This is a genomic window from Streptomyces sp. NRRL S-1022, from assembly GCF_000720135.1.
Taxonomy (GTDB): domain Bacteria; phylum Actinomycetota; class Actinomycetes; order Streptomycetales; family Streptomycetaceae; genus Streptomyces.
Map to the genome: position 1 here is coordinate 202,192 of NZ_JOIU01000015.1, position 17,104 is coordinate 219,295.

A 17,104-nucleotide genomic window follows, 5' to 3' on the forward strand; every position below is an offset into this window, starting at 1 on the left:
GCGAGCGAGAGGTGATCGATGGGCGTCACGGACCCCGCCGGGCCGGTGATGGACCGGGACGAGGTGGACCGTGCGCTGGCGCGGCTCGGCCAGGAGCACGAGGCGATCGAGACCTCGCTGCTGGCCCTCCAGGACCACGCGGGCCGCAGGCTCCTCGAAGGCGCGGAACTGACCGGTGTCACCAAGGAGCGCTGGCAGGCCACGGAGGCGCAGATCACCCTGCTGTGGGCGTACTTCGACGCCTACACGGCCGCACTGCGCGGCGCCCGGGAGATCCGCGCCCGGCGCCGCTGGTGCAGCCGGGAGGACCTGGCGGAGCTGACGGAGCTGCTGCGCGGCGCGTGCGTGACCGTCCCCGACGGCGGGAACGGCCGGCTGAGCGAGACGTTCTCGCTGTCCGCGCTGGTGGAGCGGATGAACGAGCTGTACGCGACCAGCCTGGACGTGATCGTCGCCGCCGACGCGGTCTGGTCGGCGCTGCCCGCCCGGATCGATTTACTCGCCGCGGAACTCCAGCGCACCCGCGGCCTGGCGCACTCCGTCGGGGTGCGCCCCGGCGAGCACCCGGCCGGCGACGACCTGGAGCGGATCACCCGCACGCTGACCCGGCTGCGCGCGGACGTCGTCTCCGACCCGCTCGGCTTCTGGGTGCCCGCCGAGGGCAGTAGCGCACCGGGCGGCGGACGTCCGGACACGCGTGTGTACGACCGTGAGGCGCGCGCCCTGGAGGACGTACGGCGGGAGATCGACGCCGTGCTGACGGTGCGCCAGGACGCCGAGGCTCGGCTGATCCGGCTGCGGGACGTGCTCTCGCGCGCGGACCGCACCCTCGCCGAGGCCCGTACCGCGCGCGGCGAGGTGCTCGCGAAGATCGCCGCGACGGAGGTGCCGGTGGTGAGCGGGCCGCCGACCGCGCTGCAGGAGCAGCTGGCGACCGCCGCCGAGTACCGCAGGCAGGCCCAGTGGCACCGGCTGTCGCCGCTGCTGGAGTCGCTGGAGGAGAAGGCGGAGGACGAACTGCTGCGCGCCCGCGAGTCGCTGACCGCGGTGACCGCGCCGCTCGCGGTCCGCGCCGAGCTGCGCGGCCGGCTGGACGCCTACAAGGCCAAGGTGGCCCGGCACGGGCTGGCGGAGGACCCGCTGCTCGTCGAGCGGTACGACGCGGCCCGCCGCATGCTGTGGAGCGCGCCCTGCGACCTGCGCGTGGCCGAACAGGCCGTGCTGCGCTACCAGCAGGCGGTGGCCGAGCTGCTCGGCGGCGCGAGCGCGCCGGAGGACAGCCGGGGGGAGCACAGGGGGGACGGGTCATGAGTCAGCCGGGGCAGAACTGCCAGCGACCGGGCTGCGAAGGGTCGTACGAGGACGTCGGCGGCGGCGAGCTGTACTGCGACACGTGCGGTCTCGCGCCCGTGGTGTCGGCCGGGGGCCGGCCCTCCGGGGAAGGCATGGTGGGCTCGCCGCCCACCGGGGTCACCCGGGCGGCCTCGGACAGCGGCAGTTCGCGCAGCTCCCGGACGTCCTCGCAGTCGTCGAAGTCGCGCCGCTCGGTCTCCGGGCGGCTGTCCCGGTCGCTGTCGGGAAAGCCCACGGGCCGCTCGGTCTCGGTGCGCAGCTCCGGCTCCTCCTCCGGCGCCGCCACGCGCGGGCGGCTGGGCGCCGGGCTGGTCTCCGTGCCGCAGGTGCCGCGGCCCGACCCGCGTGCGATGGTGCTGGACAACCCGGAGGTGCCCGAGCGGAAGCGGTTCTGCTCGCGGTCGGACTGCGGGGCGCCGGTCGGCCGGGCCCGGGGCGACCGGCCGGGCCGCACGGAGGGGTTCTGCACCAAGTGCGGGCACCCGTACTCCTTCGTGCCCAAGCTGCGGGCCGGGGACATCGTGCACGGCCAGTACGAGGTGGCGGGCTGCCTCGCGCACGGCGGGCTCGGCTGGATCTACCTCGCCGTGGACCGGGCCGTCTCCGACCGGTGGGTGGTGCTCAAGGGCCTGCTGGACACCGGTGACCAGGACGCGATGGCCGCGGCGATCTCCGAGCGGCGGTTCCTCGCGGAGATCGAGCACGCCAACATCGTGCGGATCTACAACTTCGTGGAGCACCTGGACCAGCGCACCGGCTCCCTCGACGGCTACATCGTCATGGAGTACGTCGGCGGCAAGTCCCTGAAGGAGATCGCCAACTCCCGCCGGGCACCCGACGGCCGGCGGGATCCGCTGCCGGTGGAGCAGGCCTGCGCGTACGGCATCGAGGCGCTGGAGGCGCTCGGCCACCTGCACAGCCGGAACCTGCTGTACTGCGACTTCAAGGTCGACAACGCCATCCAGACCGAGGACCAGCTCAAGCTGATCGACATGGGCGCGGTCCGCCGGATGGACGACGTGGAGTCGGCGATCTACGGCACGGTCGGCTACCAGGCGCCGGAGGTCGGCGAGGCCGGCCCGTCGGTGGCCAGCGACCTGTACACGGTGGGCCGTACGCTCGCCGTGCTGACCTTCGACTTCCAGGGCTACACGAACGTCTACGCGGACTCCCTGCCGGACCCCGACAGCATCGACGTCTTCCACCGGTACGAGTCCTTCTACCGGCTCCTGGTCCGCGCCACCGACCCCGACCCGGCGCGCCGGTTCGCCACCGCGCAGGAGATGGCCGAGCAGCTGACGGGCGTGCTGCGGGAGGTCGTCGCCCTCCAGACCGGGCGCCCCCGGCCCGCGCTGTCGACACTGTTCGGACCGGAGCTGAAGGTCACCGACACCGAGCTGTTCCCGCGGCTGGACGCGGACGTGTCCCGGCTGGGCGCCCGTCCGGTGCGCAAGGGGCAGGGCGCCGCCCCGGCCCTCCACCCGCCGGCCCTCGTCGAACCCGTCGACACCCCGGCCGCCGCGCTCGCCCTGCCGGTGCCGCTGGTCGACCCGGCGGACCCCAGCGCCGGCTTCCTCGCGGGCCTGTCGGCCTCCGCGCCCGCCGAACTGATGACCGCGCTGGCCGCCGCGCCCGCGCAGACCGTGGAGACCCGGCTGCGGCAGATCCGTGCCCGGCTGGAGAGCGCCGACCCCCAGGGCGCGGCGACGAGCCTCGCCGAACTGGACGAGGAACGGCCGGACGACTGGCGGGTGGTGTGGTACCGGGGCGTGGCCGCCCTGGTCACCGGCGACTTCGAGGGTGCCGCGCTCGCCTTCGACGCGGTCTACGACGCCTTCCCGGGCGAGGCCGCGCCGAAGCTGGCGCTCGCCCTGTGCGCGGAGGTGCTGGGCCAGCTGGACAACGCGGCCGAGTACTACCGCCTGGTGTGGACGACCGACCCGAGCTTCGTGAGCGCCGCGTTCGGGCTGGCCCGGGTGCAGCTCGCGGCCGGGGACCGGAGCGGGGCCGTGGGGACGCTGGAGTCGGTGCCGGAGTCGTCCATCCACTACACGGCCGCCCGGGTCGCCGCCGTCCGGGCCAGGATCGCCCGGCGCACGGCGGACACGGGTGACGTACCGTTCCTGGACGACCTGACGGCCGCCGCCGGTCAGGTCGAGGCACTCCAGGCGTACGGCCTGGACCCGGCGCGGCGCGAGCGGTTGTCGGCGGAAGTGCTCGGCTGCGCGCTGGACTGGATACTCTCCGGGGGTCAGGGCACCGGGCCGGCCGTCGGAGGCCGGGTGCTGCTGGGCAGCGGTCTGGACGAGCGGGGTCTCCGCTTCGGTCTGGAGCGCGCCTACCGCACGCTGGCGCGGCTGGCGACCGGCGGCGAGGAGAGGATCGAGCTGGTGGAACGGGCCAACCGTTACCGCCCCCGGACGTGGGTGTAGTCGATGTCGCAGATGCCCCAGCAGGCCGCACTGCCGAAGTGCCCGAGCTGCGCGGAGCCCGTGGAGCCGGGCGACCTGTACTGCGGAGCGTGCGGATACGACCTTTCGGTGGTCCCCGCCGCGCCGCAGGACCAGCAGGACCACCCGACGCTCACCATGACCGGCTCCGGCACGCCCGGCTCCGGCACGGCCGGTGACGGCACGCCCGGGGACGGCACGGCCGGGCAGGCTTCCGGAGTGCGGTTCGACCGGCCGGCCGAACCCGACGAGTACCCGCTGCAGGCGCCGGACCCGCGGCTGGCCGCCGGTGCCCCCGCCCCGGCCGATCCGGCGCAGGTCTGTGTGGCCTGCCGGGCGGGCCATGTGGACGGCGACGGCTACTGCGAGAACTGCGGGCACGCCCAGCCCCGCGAACGCGACCACGTGGAGCGGGAGTCGGGCCCGGTCGCCGCCGTCAGCGACCGCGGGCTGCGCCACCACCGCAACGAGGACGCCTTCGCCGTCGGCCACACCGCGCTGCCCGACGGCACCCCGGCGGCGGTGGCGATCGTCTGCGACGGCGTGTCCTCCGCGACCCGCCCGGACGACGCCTCCCTGGCCGCCTCCCAGGCGGCAGGTGACACCCTGCTGGCCGCGCTGCCCCGCGGCACCCACCCGCAGCAGGCCATGCACGAGGCGATCGTCGCCGCCGCGCAGGCCGTCAACGCGCTCGCCGAGGAGCCCGCCACGGCCCGCGAGCACGCCCCGCACCAGAACGCCCCGGCGTGCACGATCGTCGGCGCGGTGGTCACCCCCGGGCTGCTGGTCGTCGGCTGGGTCGGCGACAGCCGGGTCTACTGGGTGCCCACCGACCGCGGCGCACCGCCCGCCCGGCTCACCGAGGACGACTCCTGGGCCGCGCAGATGGTGGCCGCCGGCCTGATGAGCGAGGCCGAGGCGTACGCCGACGAGCGCGCCCACGCGATCACCGGCTGGCTCGGCGCGGACGCCTACGAACTGGAGCCGCACACCGCCTCGTTCAAACCGGACCGGCCGGGCGCGGTCGTGGTGTGCACCGACGGACTGTGGAACTACGCGGAGACGGCCGAGGAGATGTCCGAGGTCGTCCCGGCGGACGCGGCGGCCCGCCCGCTGCACAGCGCCCGGGTGCTGGTGGGGCACGCCCTGGACGGCGGGGGCCACGACAACGTAACAGTGGCGGTCCTGCCGTTCCCGGCGCCGCCGCAGGGGGCAGGATCGGCCTGAGGGCCGTATCCGAGGGGGAACGGCACGGGGAAGCCGGGGCGGACCGGAGGGGACCGGTCCGCTGACAGCCAGCGCCCCGCGTGGGCGGGGTGTCGAGGGGGATGCGATCAAGCATGGCCAATTTCGCGAAGTCGAACGTGCCGCAGTTCTCGGTGGACGTCTACCAGAACGAGTACCTGCCCGAGGGCGGCAGCGAGGTCAACGCCATCGTCACGGTGAGCGCGACCGGCGGCGGCACCACCGGCAGCACGGTCTCCGCGCCCGTGTACCCGCCGGGACGGCGGCCCTCCGCCGCGGTGGCGCTCATGGTGGACTGCTCGGGCTCCATGGACTATCCGCCGGCCAAGATGCTGGGCGCCCGGGACGCCACCGCCGCCGCGATCGACGCCCTGCGCGACGGCACCTTCTTCGCGGTGATCGGCGGCACGCACGTGGCCACCGAGGTCTACCCGGGCGCCGGGCGGCTCGCGGTCGCCGACGCCATCACCCGGGAACAGGCCAAGCAGGCGCTGCGCCGGCTGAGCGCGGGCGGCGGTACGGCCATCGGCACCTGGCTGCGGCTCGCCGACCGGCTGCTGTCCTCGGCGGACGTCGGCATCCGGCACGGCATCCTGCTCACCGACGGCCGCAACGAGCACGAGTCGGCGCAGGACCTGCGGGCCACGCTGGACGCCTGCGCCGGCCGGTTCACGTGTGACGCGCGCGGCGTGGGCACCGACTGGGAAGTGAAAGAAGTCACAGCGATCGCCTCGGCGCTGCTCGGCACCGCCGACATCGTCGCCGACCCGGCGGGCCTGGCCGCCGACTTCACGCAGATGATGGAGACCGCGATGGGCAAGGAGGTCGCCGACGTCGCCCTGCGGGTGTGGACGCCGGTCGGCACGGCCATCCGGTTCGTCAAGCAAGTCGCCCCCAGCATGGAGGACTTGACCGACCGCCGCACCGAGGCCGGGCCGCGCGCCGGGGACTACCCGACCGGGTCCTGGGGCGACGAGTCCCGCGACTACCACCTGTGCGTGACGGTCCCGCCGGCCGGGCTCGGCCGGGAGATGCTCGCCGCGCGGGTCTCGTTGGTGATTCCGCAAACGGACGGATCAGCACAAAGCCTCGGCGCGCAGGGGCTGGTACGGGCCGTGTGGACCGACGACATGGCCGCCTCCACCTCGATCAACGCGCAAGTCGCCCACTACACCGGGCAGGCCGAACTGGCCCAAGTCATTCAGAAGGGCCTCGACCTTCGCAAAGCGGGTGATTTCGATGAAGCAACGGCCAAACTGGGGCGGGCCGTTCAGCTCGCGAGCGCCTCGGGGAACGCGGATACTGCGAAACTGCTTGCGAAGGTGGTGGACGTGGTCGACGCCGCGACAGGTACTGTGCGGTTGAAGACGAGGGTCGCGGAGGCGGACGAGATGACTCTGGAGACCCGGTCCACCAAGACTGTTCGTGTGAAGAAGTGACCCTCGCAAGCGTAGGAGAAGGGGAAGCACCGACATGCCGACCTGCCCGAACGGACACCAGTCGGGTTCCGACGACTGGTGCGAGGTCTGCGGTCACCGCATGGCCGGTGCCGTACCTCCCCCTCCGCCGCCGCCCCCGGCCGGCGGCTACGGCTTCCCGCCGCCCGCGGGTGCCGCCGGCCGGCCCGGTCCGGCCGGCGGGGACCCCGAGCCGGAGCTGTGCCCGCAGTGCCGTACGCCCCGTGAGGGCGGCGCGCCCTTCTGCGAGGAGTGCCGGTGGAACTTCCTGACCAACACGGCGACGTCCTACACCCCGGCCGCCCCGCGTCCGCCGCAGCCGCGGTTCCAGCCGCCGAGCACGACGTACGGCGGCGGTGACGGGTACGAGTACCAGGGCTCGCGGCCCTCGCAGGTGAACCGGCCGGCCGAGCCGATCCCGTCCTTCGGCAGCGAGCCGTCGGGCCCGACGCCGTTCGGCGGCGACCGCGCCCCGTCCGGCCCGCCGACCTCCCCCGGCCCGCCCCCCTTCGGCGGCGGCAACCAGCGCCCGCCCGGCCCCCCGCCGGGCTTCGGCGCCGGTCCGGGGCAGGGTCCCGGCCAGGGTCAGGGCCCCGGCGGCCCCTCCGGCTTCGGCGGCGGTCCGGGGCAGGGCCAGGGTCAGGGTGGTTCCTCCGGCTTCGGCGGCGGTCCGGGGCAGGGTCCCGGTCAGGGACAAGGACCCGGCGGCCCCTCCGGCTTCGGTAGCGGACCCGGCCAGGGCCAGGGTCAGGGTGGTTCCTCCGGCTTCGGCGGCGGTCAGGGTCAGGGTCAGGGCCCCAGTGGCCCGTCCGGCTTCGGCGGCGGTCCGGGGCAGCGTCCCGGGCAGGGTCAGGGTCAGGGCCCCGGCGGCCCGTCCGGCTTCGGCGGCGGACCCGGTCAGGGTGGTCCCGGCGCCGGTGGGCCGTCCGGGTTCGGCGGTGGTCCGGGGCAAGGACAGGGGCCGGGACAGGGCCGGGATCAGGGACAGGGTCCGGGTCAGGGCCAGGGACCCGGTCAGGGATTCGGTGGGCCTGGGCAGGGTCCCGGCGGCCCGTCCGCGCCCCCGGCCTTCGGGCGCGAGCCCTCCCGTCCCGGTGCTCCCACGCCGCCCGGCCCCTCCGGCTTCGGCGGTGCCCCGCAGGGGTTCCAGCAGGCCGGGGCGTCGGCTCCGCCCGCGTTCCCGCGCGAGACCGGCCGCCCGCCGGCGGGCGACGACGACTGGGTGATCTCCCCGCCGTCGTCCCCCGGCCAGGGCGCCCCGGGTCAGGGTCCCGGCGGTCAGGGCGGCGGCTACGGCTACCCGCACCCCGGTGGCACCCAGGCCCCCGCCGGCCCCGGCGGCTTCCCGCAGGCACCGCATGCCTCCCAGCCGGCCACCTGGACGGCGACCATCGGCCCGGACCGCGAGTACTTCATGGCGATGATGCACCGCTCCGGCCCCGAGGCCGCCGGCCTGAACCTGCCCGCGTACTCGCCCGAGCAGCAGCGCACGCTCTCCGGCAACCAGGTCACCATCGGCCGCCGCCGGCACTCCACGGGCGACACCCCCGACATCGACCTGTCGGTGCCGCCGGAGGACCCGGGCGTCTCGCACCAGCACGCGGTGCTGGTGCAGCAGCCGGACGGCAGCTGGGCGGTCGTCGACCAGAACTCGACGAACGGCACCACGGTCAACATGTCGGAGGAGCCGATCCAGCCGTTCGTGCCGGTCCCGCTCCAGGACGGCGACCGGGTGCACGTGGGCGCCTGGACGACGATCACCGTCCGCCGGGGCTGAACCGCGCTCAGGGCAGGGGCCAGGCGTACGGCCCCTGCGGGTCGTCCAGCCACGCCCGAGCGTGTCCGCCGGCGACCGTGACGCCGTAGCGCCCGCGGTCCGGCCCGCCCTCGCGCTCCCACAGGGCGTACGCCTCCCGCGGGCCGAGGGTGCCCCGGGTCAGCGCGAGCAGGAAGCGGAACGGTTCCTGCCGGCGAGCCCGGCCCGGCAGCCCGGCCAGGCGGACGCCCTCGGGCTCCGCCCTGCCCTCGCCGCGCAGCGGCACGAAGAAGGCGCCCCCGGGCAGGAAGCGGCCCTCGGCGTGCTCCGCGTCCCGCACGGTCAGGGCGAGCAGGCCGGTGGCGAGCGGGGTGAGGACGCGCGCGCCGGGGCGGCACTGGGCGAGCCAGGCGCGCGGCACCGTGGGCAGTTCGCAGGTGGCGATGATCCGGTCGAAGGGGGCGCGTTCGGGCACTCCGCGCGCGCCGTCGCCGGTGACGACGACCGGGTGGTATCCGGCCGCGGCGAGGTGCTGCCGGGCCGACTCGGTGATCTCCGGTTCCAGGTCGACGGTGGTGACGAGGTCGCCGGCGCCGAGCCGGTGGGCGAGCAGGGCCGCGTTGTAGCCGGTGCCGGCGCCCACCTCCAGGACCCGGTCGCCGTCCTCGACCCGCAGGGCGACCAGCATCCGGGCCATCAGGGAGGGCTGGCTGCTGGAGGAGACCAGCTCGCCGTCGCGCAGCCGGGTGGCCAGCGGTTCGTCGGCGTAGGCCCCGCGCACCCAGCGTTCCCGGGCCTCGCGGTCGGTGCTCTCGCCCCAGCGGCGCTCGTAGCCACGCGCCCCCGCGACGTAGTAGTACGGCACGAACAGGTGCCGGGGCACGGCCGCGAACGCCTCCCGCCACACCGGGTCCGCGGCCCAGGCGCCGTCGGCGTCGATCTCCCGCACCAGCGCGGCCCGTGCCGCGTCGGCGAGGGCCTCGATCTCCGTGTCGTGGGCACCCATGAGTCCACACTAGGGGCGGGCGGTCCGCGGGCCGGGGCGGCCGGGGTGGTCCTAGGCCTTGAGTCCTGGGTCGTCCCGTCTGAGACGATGGACGGGTGAATGAGATTCGGCGCGGCACGCTTCAGGAGCAGACCTTCTACGAGCAGGTCGGCGGGGAGGAGACCTTCCGCCGGCTCGTCCACCGTTTCTACGAGGGAGTCGCCGCGGACCCGCTGCTGCAGCCGATGTACCCGGAGGAGGACCTGGGCCCGGCCGAGGAGCGGCTGGCCCTGTTCCTGATGCAGTACTGGGGCGGGCCCACGACGTACAGCGAGAACCGCGGCCACCCGCGGCTGCGGATGCGGCACGCGCCGTTCACCGTGGACCGGGCGGCGCACGACGCCTGGCTGCGGCACATGCGCACGGCGGTCGACGAGCTGGGGCTGTCCGAGGAGCACGAGCGGACGCTGTGGAACTACCTGACGTACGCCGCCGCGTCGATGGTGAACACCCCCGACTGACGAGTCCCGACTGATCACCGGTCGCGCGACCGCGGTACCGGCGACACGCTCACGGCGTCTCGGGGGCGATCGGGACCGTCCGCACGCGTACGGCCGTCCGTACGCGTGCCTGAAGGCACCTGGGACGCCGGCTCAGCGCACGCTCAGCCCGAAGGAGCCGAGCCCTGCCTGCCGTACCAGCACCGACCCGTACGGCGTGCGCAGCCGCAGCCACGTCCCGGAGGAGAACAGTCCGGTGTCGCCCGGACCGGTCCCGGGCCGCAGGAACCCCAGGGACTGGGCCGCGTGCACGGCCCGCACCGGCAGCCGGGTGCCCCTGATCTCCCGGGACCAGATGTCCCGCCCGATCCGGTCCAGCTCCGCGCGGGTACGGCCCTCGGGCGCCAGCTCCTCGGTACGGGAGCGGAACTCGGCCACCGCGGCGGCGACCGTCGCGCGCAGCGCGTCCGGCGCGGGCAGCCCGGGCTCCGGCTGCCAGCCGGTACGCGGCGGCAGCAGCCCGGCCCACGGCGGTCCGGTGACCGCGCCGGGGACGGCGGCGGTGGCCGCCCGCTCGTCCACGGACTCCAGGAACTCACCGGCGGAGACGGTCACGTCGAGGGCGACGTCCAGCCCGTCCTCGTACGGCTTCGCCAGCCGTACCGCGCGGACGGCCAGCACCTCGAAGGACGGCGGCCGGCCGAAGACGGCGAGGGCGGTGCCGGCCGCCTGCAGCCGCACCGCGGCCCCGCGGTCGTAGTGGAGCAGCCGGGAGAGGAAGGCGGCGAGGTCCGCCGCCTCCGTCTCGTCGGCCAGGTGCAGCACCGTCATGCCGCGACGGCCTCCGTCTTGTCGGCCCCGTCCCGGTACTCCTCCAGGAACGCGCGCTCCTCGGCGGTGATCCGGCGGGGCCGCTGGGCCTCGAAGTCGAACGGCACGACGACCGTCGAGGCCCGCACGTACACGAGATCCTCGTCCTTCACCTCGTAGGTGAGGGTGAAGGACGCGGCCCGGATCTCGGAGACCCACAGCTCGATGTCCACCGGGTGGTGCCGGTGCACGAGCTGCCGCTTGTAGTCGATCTCGTGGCGCGCCACCACCGACCCCTGCTTGAAGTCCTTCTCCGGACGGAACAGGAAGTCGATACGGGCTTCCTCCAGGTAACGGAGGAACACCACGTTGTTGACGTGGCCGTAGGCGTCCATGTCCGCCCAGCGCAGCGGGCAGCGGTAGAGGTGCCGCAAGATCGATCAGCCCCGGGTCAGCTTCTTGTAGGTGGCGCGGTGCGGACGCGCGGCGTCCGGACCGAGCCGCTCGATCTTGTTCTTCTCGTAGGACTCGAAGTTGCCCTCGAACCAGAACCACTTCGACTCACCCTCGTAGGCGAGGATGTGCGTCGCGACTCGGTCGAGGAACCACCGGTCGTGGGAGACGACGACGGCGCAGCCGGGGAAGTCCAGCAGCGCGTTCTCCAGGCTGGAGAGCGTCTCGACGTCGAGGTCGTTGGTGGGCTCGTCGAGGAGCAGCAGGTTGCCGCCCTGCTTCAGGGTCAGCGCCAGGTTGAGCCGGTTGCGCTCACCGCCGGAGAGCACGCCGGCCGGCTTCTGCTGGTCCGGGCCCTTGAAGCCGAACGCGGACACGTACGCCCGGCTCGGCATCTCGACCTGGCCGACGTTGATGTAGTCCAGGCCGTCGGAGACGACCTCCCACAGCGTCTTCTTCGGGTCGATGTTCTCGCGGCTCTGGTCGACGTACGAGATCTTGACGGTCTCGCCGACCTTGATGTCACCGGAGTCCGGCGTCTCCAGGCCCTGGATCATCTTGAACAGGGTGGTCTTGCCGGCACCGTTCGGGCCGATCACACCGACGATGCCGTTGCGCGGCAGCGTGAACGACAGGCCGTCGACGAGGATCTTCTCCCCGAAGCCCTTGTGCAGGTCGTTGACCTCGACCACGACGCTGCCCAGGCGGGGGCCCGGCGGGATCTGGATCTCCTCGAAGTCCAGCTTCCGCATCTTCTCGGCCTCGGCGGCCATCTCCTCGTACCGCGCGAGGCGGGCCTTGGACTTGGCCTGGCGCCCCTTGGCGTTGGAGCGGACCCAGTCCAGCTCCTCCTTGAGCCGCTTCTGCCGCTTGGCGTCCTTCTGGCCCTCGACCTTGAGGCGGGTCGCCTTGGTCTCCAGGTAGGTGGAGTAGTTGCCCTCGTACGGGTAGGCGCGGCCGCGGTCGAGCTCCAGGATCCACTCGGCCACGTTGTCCAGGAAGTACCGGTCGTGGGTGATCGCGACCACGGTTCCCGGGTACTTGGCGAGGTGCTGCTCCAGCCAGTTCACCGACTCGGCGTCGAGGTGGTTGGTGGGCTCGTCGAGGAGCAGCAGGTCGGGCTGCTCCAGCAGCAGCTTGCACAGCGCGACGCGGCGCTTCTCACCACCGGAGAGGTTGGTGACGGGCCAGTCGCCGGGCGGGCAGCCCAGGGCGTCCATGGCCTGCTCCAGCTGGGCGTCGAGGTCCCAGGCGTTGGCGTGGTCGAGCTGCTCCTGCAGCTTGCCCATCTCGTCGAGCAGCGCGTCGGAGTAGTCGGTCGCCATCAGCTCGGCGATCTCGTTGAACCGGTCGAGCTTGCCCTTGATCTCGGCGACACCCTCCTGGACGTTCTCCAGGACGGTCTTCTCCTCGTTCAGCGGCGGCTCCTGCAGCAGGATGCCCACGCTGTAGCCCGGCGACAGGAAGGCGTCACCGTTGGACGGCTGCTGCAGTCCCGCCATGATCTGCAGGACGGTCGACTTACCCGCGCCGTTCGGCCCGACGACGCCGATCTTCGCCCCCGGCAGGAAGCTCAGGGTGACGTCGTCGAGGATCACCTTGTCGCCGTGCGCTTTGCGCGCCTTGCGCATGGTGTAGATGTACTCAGCCAAGAGAAACCGTCCGGCAGCTTGAAATCTGGCAGTGGGCAGATACACCCCATCTTGCCGTACGGCCACCCCTGTGCGGAAACGCGTCAGGCGTGAGGGCCCTGACCTGGGGTTTCGCTGCGGCGGGCTACGGCCCGTCCGTCACAGTCGGTCATCGTCGGTCCGCCTCGGTCACCCTCGCACGGCCCGGGACCTGGCGGACACTGCGCGGGAGCTGGGAGAAGCCGATCGCTGCGCGGCGGCCCGTGAAGGGGGCGCCCCGCGGTCAGGGGGCGGTGTCGGGGCGGGCGGTGTGGTCGGGATGGCCGGCCGTGCGGCGGGCCTCCTTCATCCCCGCCTCGTAGAGATGGTCCCGGCCGTCGGCCAGTTCTTCCACCGCGGCATGTTCGAGGTCTTTGAACGGCTGGTAATACGTGTCGTTGTAGGCCTCGATGATCTGGAACGTCCAATGCCCCGGGATGACGTTGCGGCCCATGATTTCCGCCTGTACCTTGTCGGCCCACGCGGACTGGCCGGCTTCCCGCAGGAGCTGTATCGCCCGGTCCAGTTCCAGATCGGCGGTTCCGGTCAGCTGGTGGAAACTGTAGAGATGACCGCGCGCGCGTTCCGTCGTCTCCAATGCCTTCGAAAGTGATCCGAGGGCTTGGAGCAACGTATCGCTGAGGCCGTCGGGACGCTGGTGCGCGCGGTCGGGGCCGCCGCTGTCGGCATTCATGATCTTGCGGTTTTCACCCGGCCATCCTGTGTTCCGGGAATTCGTGGACGCTGGCCGTCAGTGTGCCGTCCTGCTGTTCGTAATGGGACAGGGCGAGGCCCAGGCCGAAGAACGTGGGAGCCCACTCGCCCACGAAGAGGCCCCACCGGTCGGCCCGGTCGAGCCCCGTGCCGCGCTCCGCCTTCAGGCTGGTCGCCCAGGCGACGACGGTGAGGCCGATCGAGGCGAAACCGGCCAGGTAGGCGTGCTCGCTGCGGACGCCCATCTCGTGCATTTTCTTGACGATCATCGTGCTCTCCCGGTAGGAAGCGATGCGCTGTTCACACCTGGGTTCCCATATCCTTTGAGCCACACCCGGGCTCCTGGAAAATTCGCGGGTCTTTTTATTTTCCGGTTCAACGTGCTGCGGGAGACTGCGTTGGCGCCCGGCGGAGTACTCCCGTATTCTTGGATTTCATCCCCGGTTGACAGGGGTGACCGCATGCAGACTTTCCTGCCTTATTCCGACTTCAGGTCCTCGGCTCTCGCCCTGGATCGTCGGCGACTCGGAAAGCAGCGGGTCGAAGCATTGCAAGTACTTCGCGGCCTCGTCGTACCGGGTTACGGATGGCGCCATCACCCGGCGGTGCGCATGTGGGCGGGATACGAGGAGGCTCTGGTCCGCTACGGCCTCGAAGTCTGCAAGGTGTGGCGTGAAGGCGGCCATCAGGACAGTTGCGCGGCCACCCTGGTCGCCGATCTCCTCGCCTTCCGGCCCGGTGCGTCGGTCCGCCACCAAGGGCCGCTGGCGGAGGCCGGGGAACTGCCGCCGTGGCTCGGCGACGAGGCGTTCCACCGCAGCCACCGGTCGGCGCTGGTGCGCAAGGACCCCGACACCTACGCGCCGCTCTTCCCCGACGTGCCGGACGACCTGCCCTACACCTGGCCGACGTCGGACCGCGGAGGAAACCAGCGGGGCGCCGTGCCGCCGTGACCGGTACGGCGGGGCCTCCCCTGCTCTTCGACGCCGACGGTCCGCTCGTCCCGTTCGGATCTCCGGCCGGCGCTCACTGCGGTGCGCCCCTCGGCCACCGGGGGAACCCGCTGCCGGACCGGCTCGCTCCGTGGACCGGGCCGGCCGCCGGCCGTTCGTCCGGGTCGGCGACGAGACCGGCGCCCTGAACCGCCTCCGAGCCGTCGCCGGGCGTCCCGGGACCGTCGCTCCCGCATCGCGTCGACCCGGCCGAGCGCCTCGCGGACGCCTACTTCGCCGCACTCACCGCGTGGCCGGGCACCGCCGCGCCGGCCTCGGCCGCGGGGCTCGGGAGGCCGCGGCGGCCCCGGTTCACTCGCCGGCCGGGTTCTCCCTGCGGCGCAGCACGATCAGCACCGCGCCGCCGATGACCACGAAGCCGATGGCCACGCCCGCGATCAGGGGGGTGATCGCGGAGCCGCCGGTCGCGGCCAGGTTGGTGTCGGGGACCGGGCTGCCGCCCACCGTGGCGGGGCTGGGGTCGTTGCGCAGCTGGGCCGTCTCCGTCGTCAGCGACCCCTGGGTCTTGCAGTCCAGGACGCCGGTGAAGCGGTGGCTGAAGCCGTGCGGGCCGGTGATGGTGAAGTCGTAGGCCTGGTCCTCCTGGAGCGGCACGGTCACCGTGCGGGACGCGCCCGCGGGGATCGTGTGCTCGGCGCCCATCAGGGTGAAGGTGAACGGCGCGTCACCCTTGTTGACCGTGGTGATGTCCACTCCGCCCTCGGCGCAGTTGTTGCGGGCCGAGACAGCCGGTATGGCACCCTCGGCCGCCCAGCCGGCCGTGGCGGTGGCGGAGACCGTGGACTCGCTGGAGCCGGCCAGGATCTGGGTCTGGCTGCGGCTCTCGGAGGCGAAGGCCCGGCCTACCGGCACGGTGGTCGACGCCTGCACGGACAGCTGGGCCGAGCCGTCCGCCGCGTCCTCGGGGACGTCGAGGAACAGCTGGCTGCCGTCCTTCGCCGAGGTGATCACCTTTCCGGTCCTGTCGATGACCCGCACCCCGCTGGTGGCGGCGTCCGCCGGCGGGCTCACCGTGACCGCGCCCGCGTTGGTGTGCACGGTCACCGGTCCGAGCAGGTCGCCCGGCCGCCCGGAGACGGCGGGCGGGTCCAGCGTGAGCGAGGCCTGCGGCTCGGCGACGCTCCGGGCGCTCTTCTCCAGGTAGTCGGCGAGCTTCTCGGCCTGCGGGTCGACGGCGTCGACCTTCGCGCCGTCGGAGTAGCGCCAGATGGCCACCTGGGTGCCGGCCGCCGCGTCCTGCTCGGTCAGCCCGCTCGTGCCCGCCCGCCGGGCGAGCGCGGCGAGGTCGTTGACCTGGGGGTAGGAGTTCTGCAGGATCCAGTGGATCCGGCCCGCGTCCTTGTTGGTGCCCAGCGAGGTGCCGCTCCAGGGCGTCTCCTGGTAGCGGGCGTCCCGCTGGGTCGGGTTGTACAGGTCGACGCAGTAGGTCTGCAGGGTGCCGCCGCCGTCCACGGACATCTCGAACAGGCCGGCGGACACCCGCTGGTCGGCGCCGTTCTCGTGGATCACGGCCTCGCCGTAGGTCTTCAGGCCGTTGATCGTGGCCGCCGCCCCGCCCTGCGGCTGCGCTCTGTCCTCGGCCACGGCCGTACCGGCGCCGGACAGCACGCCGGCCGCCACGAGTCCGGACACCGTGGTGGCGGCGGCCAGGCGGGCCGTTCCGGTGGACCGGCAGAACCCAGAGAGCGCAGCAAGCACAGAATTCCCCTTCGAGCAGGACCCGTTGGACGTGGGGGACGGTCCCACCAGCAGAATCGGCAGCCCCTAGGGGCACGCCCGGCATCCTATGGATCAGCCGGAGCCTCTCCCGGCGGTCGGATCATCCGATGGCCGATCCGATCCGCAATCGTTATCGCCGGGGCCTTCGTTGAGCTGGCCGAATCGACAAATCCACCGGTTCGTACGGTGTGTTCCGGCAACGGGGTGACGGTGACTGACGTCACGTCACCGCCGCTGCTTCTCCCTCCTGTTGCCCTGCCCGGTCGTCCTGCGGATCCGCCGGGCGCGGTGCCTCCCAGTTCGGCTCGGGCCGGGCGGATGCCGGCGGCGCCTCGGGTTTGACGGCGCGTTGGAAGACCGCCGTACCGCGCGACAGGTCGTGGCCGATCGCGACGGCGTCGATGTCGGCGGAGGCCCACTGCTGCTGCCCCTCACGCACCTCGGTGCGCACCTTCAGCCGGCCCTGGACGACGACCGGCTGTCCCACCTCCACGCACCCGACGACGTTGACCGCGAGCTGCCGGTTGGCCCACACCGTGAAGAAGTTGGTGTGCCCGTCCGTCCACGCGTTCTTCTCCCGGTCCCAGTAGCGCGCGGTCACCGCGAGCCGGAACCGGGCCGACGGCCCCGCCGCCAGTTCCCGGTACGCCGGCTGGGTCGCCACGTTGCCCACCACACAGACGATGGTCTCGTTCATGTCCTCGCTCCCCTCCCCCGCCCGTCCCCTTCCGGTTCCGGCCGGGCGGACACGCGTACGGGCCCGTCCCGTACGGCTGCGTCTGCCGTGCCGGCGCGTACGACTTCCGTACGTGCCCGCACGTCCCCGCGACCGCCCGCACCGCCCGCCGCTTCCGCGGCCGGACCCGCCGTGCGATCGCCGTGACCTCAGACTGCCTCCGCCGGGCTGGGCCCGCTGAGTGCTGTGGACCATCCCCCACCTGTGGAAAACTCCGCCACCCGGACGGGTGCGTGCGGCCTC

Annotated in this window: 15 protein-coding genes; 7 read left to right on the forward strand and 8 right to left on the reverse strand. The window is 73.1% G+C overall.

The window, feature by feature from the left end; all coding sequences use genetic code 11:
• Positions 1–18: 18 nt before the first annotated feature.
• From IG05_RS0122430 to IG05_RS0122450, 5 genes are all read left to right on the forward strand, one after another.
• Positions 19–1,311, forward strand: coding sequence for a hypothetical protein (locus IG05_RS0122430; protein ID WP_030345183.1), 1,293 nt, complete (start codon positions 19–21; stop codon positions 1,309–1,311).
• The gene (locus tag IG05_RS0122435; RefSeq protein ID WP_030345184.1) at positions 1,308–3,785 is read left to right on the forward strand and encodes a serine/threonine-protein kinase; all 2,478 of its coding nucleotides are present in this window, start codon (positions 1,308–1,310) and stop codon (positions 3,783–3,785) included. The genes IG05_RS0122430 and IG05_RS0122435 overlap by 4 nt, the downstream gene beginning before the upstream one ends.
• Before the next feature lie 3 nt (positions 3,786–3,788).
• Positions 3,789–5,030, forward strand: a complete 1,242-nt coding sequence (locus tag IG05_RS0122440; protein ID WP_030345187.1) for a PP2C family serine/threonine-protein phosphatase — start codon at positions 3,789–3,791, stop codon at positions 5,028–5,030.
• 113 nt (positions 5,031–5,143) lie between these two features.
• Positions 5,144–6,487, forward strand: coding sequence for a vWA domain-containing protein (locus tag IG05_RS0122445; RefSeq protein ID WP_030345189.1), 1,344 nt, complete (start codon positions 5,144–5,146; stop codon positions 6,485–6,487).
• Between the two features lie 34 nt (positions 6,488–6,521).
• Entirely contained in the window at positions 6,522–8,282 is a 1,761-nt protein-coding gene (locus IG05_RS0122450) for an FHA domain-containing protein (protein WP_030345191.1), read from the forward strand.
• A gap of 7 nt (positions 8,283–8,289) precedes the next feature.
• On the opposite strand, the gene IG05_RS0122455 is transcribed toward IG05_RS0122450, so the two are convergent.
• Positions 8,290–9,267, reverse strand: a complete 978-nt coding sequence (locus IG05_RS0122455) for a methyltransferase domain-containing protein (RefSeq protein WP_030345193.1) — start codon at positions 9,265–9,267, stop codon at positions 8,290–8,292.
• Positions 9,268–9,362: 95 nt separating this feature from the next.
• Here IG05_RS0122455 and IG05_RS0122460 point away from each other — a divergent pair, with 95 nt between their 5' ends.
• Positions 9,363–9,767 (forward strand): globin, encoded by a 405-nt coding sequence (locus IG05_RS0122460; RefSeq protein WP_030345194.1) that lies wholly within the window; start codon positions 9,363–9,365, stop codon positions 9,765–9,767.
• A 132-nt stretch (positions 9,768–9,899) separates the two neighbouring features.
• On the opposite strand, the gene IG05_RS0122465 is transcribed toward IG05_RS0122460, so the two are convergent.
• The 5 genes from IG05_RS0122465 to IG05_RS0122485 form a co-directional block, all read right to left on the reverse strand.
• Positions 9,900–10,577, reverse strand: a complete 678-nt coding sequence (locus tag IG05_RS0122465) for a hypothetical protein (protein WP_030345195.1) — start codon at positions 10,575–10,577, stop codon at positions 9,900–9,902.
• Positions 10,574–10,990 carry an acyl-CoA thioesterase gene (locus IG05_RS0122470; RefSeq protein ID WP_030345196.1) on the reverse strand — a complete coding sequence of 139 codons (417 nt, stop codon included), beginning with the start codon at positions 10,988–10,990 and terminating at the stop codon, positions 10,574–10,576. The genes IG05_RS0122465 and IG05_RS0122470 overlap by 4 nt, the downstream gene beginning before the upstream one ends.
• 6 nt (positions 10,991–10,996) lie before the next feature.
• A complete protein-coding gene (gene ettA / locus IG05_RS0122475; RefSeq protein ID WP_030345197.1) occupies positions 10,997–12,661 on the reverse strand; it encodes an energy-dependent translational throttle protein EttA in 1,665 nt (554 codons plus the stop codon).
• Positions 12,662–12,923: 262 nt separating this feature from the next.
• Positions 12,924–13,373 carry a hypothetical protein gene (locus IG05_RS0122480; protein ID WP_030345198.1) on the reverse strand — a complete coding sequence of 150 codons (450 nt, stop codon included), beginning with the start codon at positions 13,371–13,373 and terminating at the stop codon, positions 12,924–12,926.
• A 13-nt stretch (positions 13,374–13,386) separates the two neighbouring features.
• Positions 13,387–13,662 (reverse strand): hypothetical protein, encoded by a 276-nt coding sequence (locus IG05_RS0122485; RefSeq protein WP_030345199.1) that lies wholly within the window; start codon positions 13,660–13,662, stop codon positions 13,387–13,389.
• Positions 13,663–13,854: 192 nt separating this feature from the next.
• Between IG05_RS0122485 and IG05_RS0122490 the strand changes: the two genes are divergently transcribed.
• A complete protein-coding gene (locus IG05_RS0122490) occupies positions 13,855–14,346 on the forward strand; it encodes an MSMEG_6728 family protein (RefSeq protein ID WP_030345200.1) in 492 nt (163 codons plus the stop codon).
• Positions 14,347–14,697: 351 nt separating this feature from the next.
• Here the strand turns inward: IG05_RS0122490 and IG05_RS0122500 are convergent, their stop codons facing one another.
• Together IG05_RS0122500 and IG05_RS0122505 are read right to left on the reverse strand one after the other, a co-directional pair.
• Positions 14,698–16,056 (reverse strand): Cys-Gln thioester bond-forming surface protein, encoded by a 1,359-nt coding sequence (locus IG05_RS0122500; protein WP_030345203.1) that lies wholly within the window; start codon positions 16,054–16,056, stop codon positions 14,698–14,700.
• A 289-nt stretch (positions 16,057–16,345) separates the two neighbouring features.
• Positions 16,346–16,822 carry a single-stranded DNA-binding protein gene (locus IG05_RS0122505; protein WP_030345205.1) on the reverse strand — a complete coding sequence of 159 codons (477 nt, stop codon included), beginning with the start codon at positions 16,820–16,822 and terminating at the stop codon, positions 16,346–16,348.
• Positions 16,823–17,104 lie beyond the last annotated feature (282 nt).

Bases quoted from the DNA above. Each gene is read 5' to 3' on its own strand.
- IG05_RS0122430 (WP_030345183.1), top strand. From the start codon at position 19: ATGGGCGTCACGGACCCCGCCGGGCCGGTGATGGACCGGGACGAGGTG.
- IG05_RS0122435 (WP_030345184.1), top strand. From the start codon at position 1,308: ATGAGTCAGCCGGGGCAGAACTGCCAGCGACCGGGCTGCGAAGGGTCG.
- IG05_RS0122440 (WP_030345187.1), top strand. From the start codon at position 3,789: ATGTCGCAGATGCCCCAGCAGGCCGCACTGCCGAAGTGCCCGAGCTGC.
- IG05_RS0122445 (WP_030345189.1), top strand. From the start codon at position 5,144: ATGGCCAATTTCGCGAAGTCGAACGTGCCGCAGTTCTCGGTGGACGTC.
- IG05_RS0122450 (WP_030345191.1), top strand. From the start codon at position 6,522: ATGCCGACCTGCCCGAACGGACACCAGTCGGGTTCCGACGACTGGTGC.
- IG05_RS0122455 (WP_030345193.1), bottom strand. From the start codon at position 9,267: ATGGGTGCCCACGACACGGAGATCGAGGCCCTCGCCGACGCGGCACGG.
- IG05_RS0122465 (WP_030345195.1), bottom strand. From the start codon at position 10,577: ATGACGGTGCTGCACCTGGCCGACGAGACGGAGGCGGCGGACCTCGCC.
- IG05_RS0122480 (WP_030345198.1), bottom strand. From the start codon at position 13,373: ATGAATGCCGACAGCGGCGGCCCCGACCGCGCGCACCAGCGTCCCGAC.
- IG05_RS0122485 (WP_030345199.1), bottom strand. From the start codon at position 13,662: ATGATCGTCAAGAAAATGCACGAGATGGGCGTCCGCAGCGAGCACGCC.
- IG05_RS0122490 (WP_030345200.1), top strand. From the start codon at position 13,855: ATGCAGACTTTCCTGCCTTATTCCGACTTCAGGTCCTCGGCTCTCGCC.
- IG05_RS0122505 (WP_030345205.1), bottom strand. From the start codon at position 16,822: ATGAACGAGACCATCGTCTGTGTGGTGGGCAACGTGGCGACCCAGCCG.